The organism is Sphingomonas aurea (assembly GCF_030678875.1).
GTDB lineage: Bacteria > Pseudomonadota > Alphaproteobacteria > Sphingomonadales > Sphingomonadaceae > Sphingomonas > Sphingomonas aurea.
The window spans coordinates 132867-145536 of the sequence record NZ_JAUUDS010000008.1 but is presented as its reverse complement, the minus strand read 5'-3'; the positions used below and the strand labels follow the sequence as shown (position 1 = coordinate 145536).

Annotated in this window: 12 protein-coding genes; 7 read left to right on the top strand and 5 right to left on the bottom strand. The window is 70.0% G+C overall.

Going from position 1 to position 12670, the window contains the following annotated elements; translation table 11 throughout:
• From Q5H91_RS14195 to Q5H91_RS14185, 3 genes are all read left to right on the top strand, one after another.
• On the top strand, nt 1-238 hold a 238-nt coding region (locus Q5H91_RS14195; RefSeq protein ID WP_305174087.1), incomplete at its 5' end, for a hypothetical protein.
• Between the two features lie 79 nt (nt 239-317).
• Complete coding sequence (locus tag Q5H91_RS14190) at nt 318-806, top strand: dihydrofolate reductase (RefSeq protein ID WP_305174086.1); 489 nt, start codon at nt 318-320, stop codon at nt 804-806.
• 287 nt (nt 807-1093) lie between these two features.
• A complete protein-coding gene (locus Q5H91_RS14185; protein WP_305174085.1) occupies nt 1094-3424 on the top strand; it encodes a penicillin acylase family protein in 2331 nt (776 codons plus the stop codon).
• Between the two features lie 193 nt (nt 3425-3617).
• Here the strand turns inward: Q5H91_RS14185 and Q5H91_RS14180 are convergent, their stop codons facing one another.
• The 5 genes from Q5H91_RS14180 to Q5H91_RS14160 all read right to left on the bottom strand — a co-directional run bounded on the left by Q5H91_RS14180 (nt 3618) and on the right by Q5H91_RS14160 (nt 8963).
• A complete protein-coding gene (locus Q5H91_RS14180; protein WP_305174084.1) occupies nt 3618-4325 on the bottom strand; it encodes a phosphocholine cytidylyltransferase family protein in 708 nt (235 codons plus the stop codon).
• Between the two features lies 1 nt (nt 4326).
• A complete protein-coding gene (locus Q5H91_RS14175; protein WP_305174083.1) occupies nt 4327-5418 on the bottom strand; it encodes an inositol-3-phosphate synthase in 1092 nt (363 codons plus the stop codon).
• Nucleotides 5418-6227, bottom strand: a complete 810-nt coding sequence (locus Q5H91_RS14170) for a CDP-alcohol phosphatidyltransferase family protein (protein WP_305174082.1) — start codon at nt 6225-6227, stop codon at nt 5418-5420. Before Q5H91_RS14170 ends, Q5H91_RS14175 begins: the two co-directional genes overlap by 1 nt.
• 223 nt (nt 6228-6450) lie before the next feature.
• A complete protein-coding gene (locus tag Q5H91_RS14165) occupies nt 6451-8517 on the bottom strand; it encodes an NAD(+) synthase (RefSeq protein WP_305174081.1) in 2067 nt (688 codons plus the stop codon).
• A 95-nt stretch (nt 8518-8612) separates the two neighbouring features.
• On the bottom strand, nt 8613-8963 hold the full coding sequence (locus Q5H91_RS14160) for a hypothetical protein (RefSeq protein WP_305174080.1): 351 nt from the start codon (nt 8961-8963) through the stop codon (nt 8613-8615).
• A 142-nt stretch (nt 8964-9105) separates the two neighbouring features.
• Here Q5H91_RS14160 and Q5H91_RS14155 point away from each other — a divergent pair, with 142 nt between their 5' ends.
• The 4 genes from Q5H91_RS14155 (at nt 9106) to Q5H91_RS14140 (ending at nt 12469) form a co-directional block, all read left to right on the top strand.
• Nucleotides 9106-9471 (top strand): ArsC family reductase, encoded by a 366-nt coding sequence (locus Q5H91_RS14155; protein WP_305174079.1) that lies wholly within the window; start codon nt 9106-9108, stop codon nt 9469-9471.
• A 10-nt stretch (nt 9472-9481) separates the two neighbouring features.
• Nucleotides 9482-10354: a 3-methyl-2-oxobutanoate hydroxymethyltransferase gene (panB, locus tag Q5H91_RS14150; protein WP_305174078.1), complete on the top strand. Its 873-nt coding sequence runs from the start codon at nt 9482-9484 to the stop codon at nt 10352-10354.
• 85 nt (nt 10355-10439) lie between these two features.
• Entirely contained in the window at nt 10440-11141 is a 702-nt protein-coding gene (locus tag Q5H91_RS14145) for a tetratricopeptide repeat protein (RefSeq protein WP_305174077.1), read from the top strand.
• Complete coding sequence (locus tag Q5H91_RS14140; protein ID WP_305174076.1) at nt 11138-12469, top strand: PQQ-like beta-propeller repeat protein; 1332 nt, start codon at nt 11138-11140, stop codon at nt 12467-12469. The genes Q5H91_RS14145 and Q5H91_RS14140 overlap by 4 nt, the downstream gene beginning before the upstream one ends.
• Nucleotides 12470-12670: the final 201 nt, after the last annotated feature.

Genomic DNA, 12670 nt, shown 5'->3' with positions numbered 1-12670 from the left:
GGCGGTGGCCGAGCCGGCACCGGTCACGGAGCCCGTCGCCGAGGCGGAGCCGGCCAAGAAGCCGCGCCGCCCGCGGCGCAAGGCAGCCGACGTCGCGGCCGAGGCGGCGGCGGAGCCCGCTCCCGCGCCGGAGCCCGAGCCGGTCGCGGCAGAGGCACCGGCGGAGGCGGCTGCGGAGGGTGAGGCGGACGCCGACTCGCCGCGCCGCGGCTGGTGGCAGCGCACCTTCGGCGCCTGACCCTAAACGCTCCCTCCGGTGACAGCCGGAGGGAGCGATTTCCGTCGCGCGATCGCCCGTGAAGGGGCATGGGCGGCGGATGATAAGCTTCCACCTCGCGCGCGCCGATAACGGCGTAATCGGCGTAGACGGGCGCCTGCCTTGGCACCTGCCGGCCGACCTGAAGCGGTTCAAGGCGCAGACCCTGGGCCGCGCGATGGTGATGGGGCGCAAGACCTTCGACAGCTTTCCCGCGCCGCTGCCGGGCCGCCGCCACATCGTCCTGACCCGCGATCCGCACTGGTTTGCGCCGGGTGCGGAGGTCGCGCACAGTCCCGCCGAGGCGCTGGCGCTGGCGGGCGACGACGTGGCGGTGATCGGCGGCGCAGAGGTGTTCGCGCTGTTCACGCCGGACCGGATCGAATTGACCGAGGTCCATGCCGCGCCGGAAGGGGATGCGGTGGTGCCCGCCTTCACCGGCTGGCGCGAGGTGGCGCGGGAGGATCACCCGGGCGCCGAGGGGCGACCGGCCTATAGTTTCGTGACGCTGGTGGCACCGCTTCTCAGGCCGGATCGACATTCAGCGTAACGGGCTATGTTTCGTCATCCCCGCGAAGGCGGGGATCCAGAACCGCCTACGTCCCGGCTCGACAAGCAGCCTGTGCGCGTCTGGATTTCCGCCTTCGCGGGAATGACGACAGGGCGTTGCTTCGCACCGCCTCGGAACGCGAGCTTTCAAACGGGCTCTTCCATAAGCTCCGCTCGCACTGGTGGCGGTGCTTCGGCTTCGCCCCGTACGCACGGGTCGGGAAGTGGGGGCCTTGCGGCCATTGCGTCGACCTGCGACCTTTCTCTCGGCAACTCGGGGGGACGTGGATGCGGCGGGTCGCGCTGATAGTGGCGGCGGTGGTTGCGGTGCTGCTGGCGGTGGCGGCGGGGCTGTTCGCCTGGCACCTCTATGGCGCGCGGCCGCGACTGGAAGGCGAGGTGCGGGTCGCCGGCCTGTCGGCACCGGTGACGATCGTCCGCGACGCGGCAGGCGTGCCGACGATCACCGCCGCGACCCGTGCCGATGCGGGGTTCGCGCTCGGCTATCTCCACGCGCAGGAGCGGTTCTTCGAGATGGACGGGCTGCGCCGCGCGGCCGCGGGCGAGCTGTCGGCGCTGTTCGGCCCCGCGACCGCGGCGGCGGACCGGCGGGTGCTGCTCCACCGGTTCCGCAGCCGCGCGCGCGCGATCGTCGCGGCGGCGACGCCGGGCGAGCGGGCGATGCTGGCGCGCTATGCCGCCGGCGTGAACTGGGGGTTGGACGACCTGGCGGCGACGCCGTTCGAATATCTGCTGCTCCGTGCGACGCCGGTACGCTGGCGGCCGGAGGACACGGTGTTGGCGGTATTCGCCATGTATATCGACCTGCAATCGACCGTGCCGCGGATCGAGCTGTTCCGCGCCACCGCCGAGCGGCGCGGCGGGCGGGGACTGGCCGACCTGCTCTATCCATCCGCGACCCCGCTCGACACGCCGATCGACGGGTCCACGCTGCCGCCGGTGGCGCTGCCGGCGCGGCTGGTGCCGCAGCGGGCGCCCGCCGCCATTCCCGCCGCCGCCGAGGCGGCGGTGCCGGGCAGCAACAACTGGGCGGTTGCCGGGCGGCTATCGACGAGCGGCGGGGCGCTGGTCGCCAACGACATGCATCTGGCGATCCGCGTGCCGGGGATCTGGTATCGCGCGCGCATCCGTGTGCCGGCGGCGGGGCTGGACGTGACCGGCGTAACGCTGCCGGGCAATCCGACGATGGTGGCGGGCAGCAACGGGCGGATCGCCTGGGGCTTCACCAACAGCTATATCGATACCAGCGATGCTGTGGTGGTCGAGCCGGTTGCAGGAAGGCCGGGATATTATCGCACGCCGCAGGGCCCGCGGCCGATCCAGCGGGTCGCGCAATCCTGGTGCGTCCATGCGGATTGCCGGCGCTTCACCATCGACGAGACGATCTGGGGTCCGATCGTGGCGCACGACGCGTTCGGGCGGCGGATCGCGATGCGCTGGACCGCGCATGATCCCGGCGCGGTCCGGCTCGCCCCCGCCTTCGCGCTGGAGGCGGCGGGATCGGTGGCGGAGGCGCTGCAGATCGCGCACCGCTCGGGCATCCCGCAGCAGAACCTGGTGGTGGGCGATCGCAGCGGCGCGATCGGCTGGACGATTGCGGGGCAGGTACCGCGCCGCTTCGGCTTCGACGGGCGCGATGCGACCAGCTGGGCGGACGGACGGCGCGGCTGGCGTGGCCATCTGGACGCGGGGGAGGTGCCGACGATCGTGAACCCGCCGGCCGGGCGGCTGTGGACCGCGAATGCGCGGGTGGTCGGCGGGGCGGAGTATGCGCGGCTGGGCGACGGGGGCTATGACACGGGATCTCGGGCAGGGCGGATCCGGGAGCGGCTGTTCGCGGCCGACCGGTTCGGACCACGCGATTTCCTGGCGATCCAGCTCGATACGACCAGCCTGCGCAACCGCTGGTGGCAGCGGCTGATGCTGGGCGAGCTGCGCGCGCGGGCGAGCGATCCGCGGCTGGCGGCGATGATCGCGCCGATCGCAGCGTGGGACGGGCGGGCGGAGACTGCGTCGGTCGGCTATCGCCTGATCGCGCGGTTCCGGCGGGCGGCGCTGGGCGATGCCTATGGCCGGTACATGGGGGGCAAGCCGCCCTTTGCCGCCGACTATACCATCCCGGCGGCGGAGGGGACGCTGCGCGCACTGCTGACCGCGCGGCCGGCGGCGCTGGTGCCGCCGGGCCGGCGCGACTGGGCCGGCTTCGTCGATGCGGCGCTACGTAACGTCGCCGAGGCGGTGACGGCGGACGCAGGCGGCGATCTCGACGCGTTCACCTGGGGCGTGGTGTCGCCGGCCGACGTGCATCATCCGCTGGCGCGGTCCGTGCCGGGGCTGGGGTGGCTGACCGACCCGGCCGACCAGGCGATGCCAGGGGACAGCGGCGTGGTGCGGGCGCAGGGACCGGGCTTCGGCGCCAGCGAGCGGTTCGCGGTGTCGCCCGGGCATGAGGCGGAGGGGCTGTTCCACATGCCGTCCGGGCAGTCGGGTAACCCGGTCAGCCCCTATTATCTCAGCGGGCATCGCGACTGGGTGGAGGGGCGGGCGGCGCCCTTCTTGCCCGCGGCGGGGCGATGGACGCTGCGGATGGTGCCGTGAGGATCTATGCTCCTCTTGCCTGACAGACGTCTGATGCATCGCGTTGCACATCCCCGGCGAAGGCGGGTGTCCAGATGGACCGTGGTGACGAAGCGCAACGTCCTTCATCAGCGTCCCCCAACTGGGCCCCGGCCTCCGCCGGGGAGGTTATCGGGCTGAGACATACCGTGAAGGGCTTGACGGAGGGAACCGGCTACGCGGCCCGCGCCAGCTGCCACGCCTCGGCCTTGGCCAGGGCGGCGGGGTCGTCGACGTCGATCCAGTCGAGATCGCTGCAGTCGACCACCCGCGCTCTAGCCTCGCCGGCCAGCAGCCGCATGCCGTCGGTGAGCGAGGGGGCGCCGAAGCTGCCGAGCGCGGCGAACAGTGCCGGGCCGATCGCGAAGACGCCGGTGTCGTAGCAGTCGGCGCCGGCCAGCCCCTTGCCGATGTCGACGATCAGATCATCCTCGGTCCGCACCCAGGTGACGTCGTCGGGATCGACCCAGGGGTGGCCGACGCGGCGGTCGATGCCCAGCGTCGCGCCGTCGCCCGCCCCGGTGCACGCCAGCCGGGTGTAGAGGGCGGGCGCGACCAGATGGTCGCACATCGCCAGCACCGCCGGCTCGCCGGCGAGCAGCGGTGCCGCGGCGAGGACCGAGACGCCATTGGGCTCATGATGGTCGCGGGTCATCACCGTCTCGACCGCCAGCGGCCAGCGGCGACGGGCGAGATGGTCGGCGATCGCCTCTGCGCCATAGCCGAGCACGACGATCGCGCGGGTCAGCCCCGCCTCCGCCATGCCGCACAGCGCGTGGTCGATCAGCGGGCGGCCGGCGACCGGGCAGAGCGGCTTGTACGGCGCCGAGGCGCGTAGCCGGCTGCCATGGCCGGCGGCGAGGAGGACCGCCGACCGGATCACCTCAGGCCGCCGCGATGAACTTCTCGACCTCGATCTGGGCGAGGTCGTCGGTCATCTGGGTGCGCGGGTGCTTGCAGAAATAGGCGGAGGCCGGGTCGATCACGCCGCCGATGCCGCGGTCGCGCGCGATCTTGGCGCAGCGGACCATGTCGATCGCGACACCCGCCGAATTGGGCGAATCCTCGACCGACAGGCGCAGCTCGAGGTTCATCGGCACGCCGCCGAACAGCTGGCCCTCCATCCGCAGGAAGCACACCTTGTTGTCGTTCTGCCACGGCACGTAATCGGACGGGCCGATATGGACGTTCTCGTCCTCCAGCCGCTCGGCCGCGACCGACTGCACCGCCTCGGTCTTGGAGATCTTCTTCGACTCGAGGCGGCGGTGGTTCGACATGTTGAGGAAGTCGGTGTTGCCGCCGGTGTTCAGCTGATAGGTGCGATCGAGCTTCACGCCGCGCTTGGCGAACAGGTCGGTCAGCACGCGGTGGACGATGGTCGCGCCCAGCTGCGCCTTGATGTCGTCGCCGATGATCGGCACGCCGGCATCCTCGAACTTCTTGGCCCATTCGGGATTGGACGCGATGAAGACGGGGATGTTGTTGACGAAGGCGACGCCGGCTTCCAGCGCGCATTCGGCGTAGAATTCGGTCGCCTGCTGGCTGCCGACCGGCAGATAGTTCATCAGCACGTCGGCGCCCGACGCCTTCAGCTCGGCCACCACCTGCGCCTTGTCGGGCTGGATATCGTTGGCGACGACGAAGGTCCGCTCGTCCTTGTAATCGGCCATATGGTCGGCGACGCCGTCCATCACCGCGCCCATCTTCACGATGGTGCCGGTCGACGGGATGTTGGCGGCGAAGACGGCGGTGCAGTTGGGCTTGGCGAAGATCGCCTCGGCCACGTCCTTGCCGACCTTGCGCGCGTCGACGTCCCACGCGGCCACGACCTTGATGTCGGCGGGGCGATAGCCGCCCACCTCCCAGTGCATCAGGCCGACGGCGTCGTTGCTGCCCTCGCCATAATATTCCAGCCCCTGCACGAGGCTCGACGCGCAATTGCCGATGCCGACGATGGCGATGCGGATGCTGCCCATTACTGTCCCTGTTCCTTGACGAAGAGCCCTGACGGCGCGTCGGCCGGGGCGAAGTGCGTGGAATGAATGAAGTGCCGCTCGACCCGGCGATGCCAGGCGAGGCCGATGACGGCGGCGAGCGTCAGCGGCCCGATCTCGAACCACCAGAACAGCCGCGGTTCGGCGAGGAGGCAGGCGAGGAAGATCGCCAGCACGCGCACGTTCGCGGTCTGGAGTGCCAGCAGCCGCATCGGCGCGACCGCGCGCGCGGCGTAGCGGGCGCCAAGGCCCTTGCGATCGGCGCTGCTCGCCAGCCGCCGCTCGAACGCCATCGCCAGCCGCTCGGGCGTACCGGCCAGCCAGTCATAGGCGCGCACGATCGGGCCGGTGGCGGCGGCGGTGCCGTCGAGCCGGGCGATCCCCTTCGCGCGGCGGTGATAGCGGGCGCGCTCCCCCTCGTAGAGGTTGGACTGCATCGCGTGCGCCGCACCGGCGACGACCGCAAGTGCCCAGCCCTGCGCGGTGCCGACCGCCAGCGCCATCGCGACGTAGATCAGGATGAAGACGCCGTGGTCGCACACCCCGTCCAGCGCGCGACCGAGCGGGCTGGCCGTGCCGGTGGCCCGCGCGATCATGCCGTCGAGCCCGTCGGCGACCAGCCACGCGACCGAGAGGACCAGGCCGAGCACGGCGAAAGGCCACGCGTCGAACCGGGCATAGCACAGCGCGGCGGCCGTCCCGATCAGCAGGCCGGTGATCGACACCATGTTGGCGGAAATGCGGTACGCGACCGCATGGGGCAGCAGCCGGCGGCCAAGCGGATGGATCAACCAGAGGTTGGATGGGTCCTCGATCCGGCGATCGCGCGATCCATCCGGTGGAGGCCTTGTCATAGGGTCGTCACAATGCCCGGACACTGGTGATTTATCAAGGTGGCAGAATTGTCACGAATGCCGATTTGCGGTGGACCGCGCCGGGTTGATCCACGGCAAGATTTGGGGGGCGCTTCCCATCCGTCATCCCCGCCTGCCTCGGAATGACGAAGTCAGGAGTCTACGGCATGTTCGCCGCGATCTCCTCCAGCCACAGGCGCGCGGTGCCGTCGGACGGGGCGCGCCAGTCGCCGCGGGGGGATACCGCGCCGCCCGCCGACACCTTCGGGCCGTTGGGCAGGGCGGAGCGCTTGAACTGACTGGTCTGGAAGAAGCGGTGGCAGAACCGCTCCAACCAGTGACGGATTACGGGCAGGTCATAGGCGACGCGCGCGTCCCCGGGGAAATCCGCCGGCCAGCGCCCCGCCGCCGCATCGCGCCACGCGTGCCACGCGAGAAACGCGATCTTCGATGGCGGGAGGCCGTGGCGCAGCACGTAGTGGGCGAAGAAGTCGTTCAGCGCATAGGGGCCGATCATGTCCTCGGTCGATTGCAACGCGCCGGTCTCCGCGTTGGCGGGGACCAGTTCGGGGCTGATCTCCTGTGCCAGGATCGCGGACAGGATCTGATCGGTTTCGGCGTCATACTGGTTCGTGCGGATGCACCAGCGGATCAGGAACTGGATCAGTGTCTTGGGCACGCCCGCGTTGACTGCGTAATGGCTCATCTGGTCGCCGACGCCGTAGGTGCACCAGCCGAGCGCCAGTTCGCTGAGGTCGCCGGTGCCCAGCACCAGCCCGCCGCGCTGGTTCGCGAGGCGGAACAGATAGTCGGTGCGCAGCCCCGCCTGCACGTTCTCGAACGTCACGTCGTACACCGGCTCGCCGCGGCCGAACGGGTGGTCCATGTCGGCGAGCATCTGGCGCGCGGCGGGGCGGATGTCGATCTCCGCCGCGGTCACGCCCAGCGCGCGCATCAGTGCCCAGGCGCTCGCCTTCGTCGTCTCGCCGGTGGCGAAGCCGGGCATGGTGAAGCCCAGGATCGTGTCGCGCCCGCGACCCAGCCGGTCCATCGCCTTGGCCGCGACGATCAGCGCGTGGGTCGAGTCGAGCCCGCCCGACACGCCGATCACCAGCGTCTCGGCGCGCGCCGCCTCAAGCCGCTTGGCCAGCCCCTCGACCTGGATATTGAACGCTTCGTAGCAGTCGGCGTCGCGCTTGCCGGGGTCGTTGGGAACGAAGGGGAAGCGGCGGATGGTGCGCGCCAGCCCGCGGTCGGCCAGGTCGACGCCGTGGGTGAAGCCGATGCGGCGGAAGCGGGTCTCGGGATGCCCCGCCTCGCGCGCGGCGTCGTTGAAGGTGCCGAAGCGGGTCCGCTCCTGGATCAGCCGCTCGCAGTCGATATCCGCGACGACGAGGCGGGGGGCCAGTTCCGGCCCGCGCACGAACCGCTCCGACTGGACCAGCAGTTCGCCCAGTTCATAGATCATGCCCTGTCCGTCCCAGGCGAGGTCGGTGGTGCTCTCGCCGATCCCGGCGGCGGAATAGACATAGGCGCTTGCCGTCCGCGCCGACTGCGCCGCGCACAGCATCGCCCGCTCGCGCGCCTTGCCGATGACGATGTTCGACGCCGACAGGTTGCAGCAGATCAGCGCTCCCGCCAGCGCGCCGACGGTCGAGGGCGGGGTGGGGGCCCAGTAATCCTCGCAGATCTCGGCATGGAAGGTGAAGAAGGGCAGGTCGTCCGCCGCGAACAGCTGGTCGGTGCCGAACGGGACCGTGCCGATTCCCTCGCCCAGGTCGATGGCGAGGCCGGTCAGGCCGGCGCCGCTGGCGAACCAGCGTTTCTCGTAATATTCGCGGTAGTTGGGCAGGAAGGTCTTGGGCACGACGCCCAACACCCGGCCACCCGCGATGGCGAGCGCGCAATTGTACAGGCGCCCGCTGCGCTCCAGCGCGGCGCCGACCAGCAGCACGGGCTTGCAGTCGGCCGAGGCCGCGGCGACCGCGCGGATCGCGGCCAGCGTCCCCGCCTGCTGCGCCGATTGCAGGTGCAGGTCGTCGATGGCGTAGCCGGTCAGGCTCAGTTCCGGGAACACGATCAGGTCACAGCCGCGCGCGTCGGCCTCCCGCATCAGCGCGATCGCCGCCTCCGCATTGGCGCGGGTATCACCGACGCTGGCAGGCGGCGTCGCCGCCGCGACGCGGATCATGCGCTGGCGGTGGAGCGAGAAGAAGGGGTGGGCCATGGCCTCTCTAACCACTCAGTGCGTTGATTTGCACCACCTGCGGTTTCAGGTGTGAGCGTAAGCATGGTGCTAAGGTTGTTGGCAGATGTTGGTGGTCAGTTGACATTGAGGCAGGCAGGGCCTGAGTCGGAGACGGCTTCCGCCAAACGTGTGAGCGCCTGCTCGCCTGCCTCAACAATCGGACCTTCCTTGGAAGGTACATACAGACGCAATTCATATTTTGCGCCGCCCATAAAGTTAACTGCCTCAACCTCATATTCCTCACTAATAAGCCGGAACGCTATTACGTCGTTCGCTCGATTGTGACCGACGTGGAGGCTTAGCGCCGTCTGCTGAGCCGCTACCTGCATTCGACAGATCACTTGCTCCGGCGCTCCGGATATGGCGACTTCCATAGTTTGAATAGGAAGGTCGGTTTTTGGAGCGCAGCCAACGAGCAACGCCATCGATACCGCGATCAGGTGCGCTGGTGTTCTCATAAGCCCGCTTACCGCACGCCGCGAATGTCCGCTATTGGGGCGACAGCGGACGGGCTGCTTTCGCGATCCCAAGCCGCTATCGGCCATCCGAAAGCTCCACAAGGTGACAATGGCGTTGACGATCTATGGCATCCCCAACTGCGACACGGTGAAGAAGGCGCAGACCTGGCTCGATCAGGCGGGCATCGCCTATGCCTTTCACGACTATAAGAAGGCCGGCATCGACGAAGCGACGCTGCGGGGCTGGGTGGAGCGGCTCGGCTGGGAGGCGGTGCTGAACCGGGCCGGCACCACGTTCCGCAAGCTGCCCGATGCGGACAAGGCGGGGCTCGACGCGGACAAGGCGGTGGCGCTGATGCTGGCGCAGCCGTCGATGATAAAGCGGCCTATGCTGGCGCACGGCGAGGTGCTGGAGGCGGGGTTCAAGCCCGAGCGATATGCAGCGTTGCTGGCGCCGGAGGGTGCCGCGGGCTAGAACCCGCTCCATGTCCACCACCTACACCATCGACACCGCCACCAGCCGCGCCAATCCCACGCCTGCGCCGCTGAAGCGGCTGACCGTTCCGGCGCTGCGGGCGCGCAAGGCGGACGGGGTCACCGCCGAGCCGCTGGTGATGCTGACCGCCTATACGGTGCGGACCGCGCAGCTGCTCGACGCGCATTGCGACCTGCTGCTGGTCGGGGACAGTCTGGGGCAGGTGGTCTATGGCTTGCCCTCGACCGTGCCGGTGACGCTCGAGATGATGGCGGCGCACGGAGCGGCGGTGGTGCGGGGCAGCTGGCATGCGGTGGTCGTCGTCGACATGCCGTTCGGCAGCTACGAGACCTCGCCCGAAAAGGCGTTCGAGAGCGCGGCGTGGCTGCTGAAGCAGACCGGCGCTGCCGCGGTGAAGCTGGAAGGGGGCGAGGCGATGGCGCCGACCGTCCGCTTCCTGTCGGAGCGCGGCATTCCGGTGATGGGCCATGTCGGGCTGACGCCGCAGGCGGTGAACGTGCTGGGCGGCTATGGCGCGCGCGGGCGCAGCGCGGCGGAGGCGGACAAGATCGTCGGCGACGCGCGCGCGCTGGCCGAGGCGGGTGCCTTCGCGATCGTGGTCGAGGGGGTGGTCGAGCCGATCGCGGTCGCGATCACCGAGGCCGTCGCCTGCCCGATCATCGGCATCGGTGCGTCGGCGCGGTGCGACGGGCAGGTGCTGGTGGCGGAGGATATGCTCGGCCTGTTCGACCGGGTGCCGCGCTTCGTGAAGAAGTATGACGATCTCGGCACGCGGATCGGCGAGGCGGCGGCGCGCTATGCCGCCGAGGTGCGCGAGCGGGCGTTTCCCGGGGCGGCGCAGACCTATGCGCCGCGCGATTGACCCGCTTCCGTTTCGGCCCGGCCGGGGCTAAAGGCGCTGGTCGCCCTTTTCCGATCCTGATCGATCCTTTGCCCGGAGCCGTTCCTTGGCGCTGTCGCCCGAATCCAACGAAGCCTTTCTCCGCGAGGTCGATGACGAGGTCCGCCGCGACCAGCTGACCGATTTCTGGAAGCGCTGGGGCCTGTGGGTCGGCGTCGCGGTCGTCGCCGGGCTGGCGGCGTTCGGCGGCTGGCTGTTCTGGCAGCATCGCCAGGCCGAGGTCGCGGGGCAGGAGGGCGAGCAGTTGCAGGCCGCCTATGATGCCCTCGCCAATGGCCAGGCCGCCAAGGCCGGGCCGATGCTGACCGACCTAGCCGGATCCAGCCGCGGCGGATACCGTGCGCTGGCGAAGTTCAGCCAGGCCGATGTCCTGCTGCGCAACAACGACCTGAAGGCCGCCGCCGCCAAGTTCGCCGAGATCGCAGGCGATACCGGGCTGGCCCAGCCCTTCCGCGACCTGGCGCTGGTCCGCCAGACCGCCGCCGAGTTCGACACGCTGAAGCCGCAGGTGGTCGTCGACCGGCTGCGGCCGCTGGCGGTGCCGGGCAATCCGTGGCTGGGCAGCGCGGGCGAGATGGTGGCGCTGGCGCAGCTGCGGCTCGGCCAGCGCGGACCCGCCGGCCAGATGTTCGGCCAGATCGCGCGGGATGAGGGCGTGCCCGATTCGATCCGTCAACGTGCGGTTCAGATGGCGTCGGTACTTGGCGTCGACGCGGCCCCCGCCAATCAGGACAAGTCTGCGCAATGATGAAGCATTTCCGCGCGCCGGTGATGGTGGCGGCGCTGATGGCGCTCAGCGCCTGCGGCATCTTCAAGGGCGGTGGCCCCAAGAAGACCCCGACCGTCGGTCAGCGCGTGCCGATCCTGGCGGCGGAGAACGGCGTCGAGACCGATCCGGCGATGGCGACGATGGCGGTGACACTGCCCGCGCCCGAGGTGAACGCCGCCTGGGCGCAGCCCGGCGGCAACGCGGCCAAGTCGATGGGGCAGCTGGCACTCGGCCAGAGCCCGGCGCGGCTGTGGCAGGCGGTGATCGCCGGCGGCTCCCCGCGCGAGCGGCTGGCGGCGGCACCGGTGATGGCGGACGGCAAGCTGTTCGTGGTCGATGTCGAGGCGGTGCTCCACGCCTTCTCTGCCGATACCGGCGCCGTGCTGTGGACCGCCAATCTGGCAGCGGCCGGCAGCAACCGGCCGGCGCGCTTCGGCGGCGGCGTCAGCTATGACGAGGGCAAGGTCTTCGCCACCGACGGGCTGGGCGACGTGGTCGCGCTGGACGCGGCGGACGGCAAGGAGCTCTGGCGCGGCAAGCCCGGCGGTCCGCTGCGCGGCGCGCCGTCGATCGATGCGGGCAACGGCGTGCTCTATGTCCTCAGCCAGGACAATCAGATTTTCGCGCTGAGCCAGGCCGACGGGAAGGTGCAGTGGGCGCAGTCTGGCACGCTGGAGGCGCAAGGCGTGTTCGGTGTCGCCGCCCCCGCAGTCAGCCAGGGATCGGTGGTCGCGGGCTTCTCGTCGGGCGAGCTGTCGGCCTATCGGTACGAGAATGGCCGTGTGCTGTGGCAGGACGCTCTGTCGCGCAGCTCGACCACGACGGCGGTCGGCAGCCTGGCCGACATCGATGCGTCGCCGGTTATCGACGCCGGCCGCGTCTATGCGGTCGGGCAGGGCGGGCGCATGGTGTCGCTGGAACTGTCGACCGGCCAGCGGCTGTGGGAGCAGAACCTGGCCGGCATCTCCACGCCGTGGATTGCGGGCGACTGGCTGTTCGTGATGACCGACGACGCGCGGCTCGCCTGCCTGTCGCGCGCCAGTGGCAAGGCGCGCTGGATTGCGCAGCTGCCGCGGTTCCGCAAGGAAAAGAAAAAGAGCGGCCCGATCACCTGGTTCGGCCCGGTGCTGGCGGGCGGGCGGCTGGTGCTGACCAACTCGCTCGGCCAGATCGTCTCCGCCTCGCCGACCGACGGCAGCGTGGTGCAGACGGTGGACACGAAGGTGCCCTTCGCGCTGCCGCCGATCGTGGCGAACCAGATCCTCTATACGCTGGACCAGAAGGGGCGCGTGACGGCGTACCGGTGACGGATCCTCGATCTGTCGTTGGCCCGGCCTTGAGCTAGGCCCTCTTCTGCTGCGATCGGGAAACTAGAGCCGATCGACATTCAGTATTGCAGTCTTTGGAAATTCCTGTCGTCATTCCCGCGAAGGCGGGAATCCAGACGCGCTGAGGCGGCTTATAGAGCCGCGACGTCATAGGTTCTGGATCCCCGCCTGCGCGGGGAT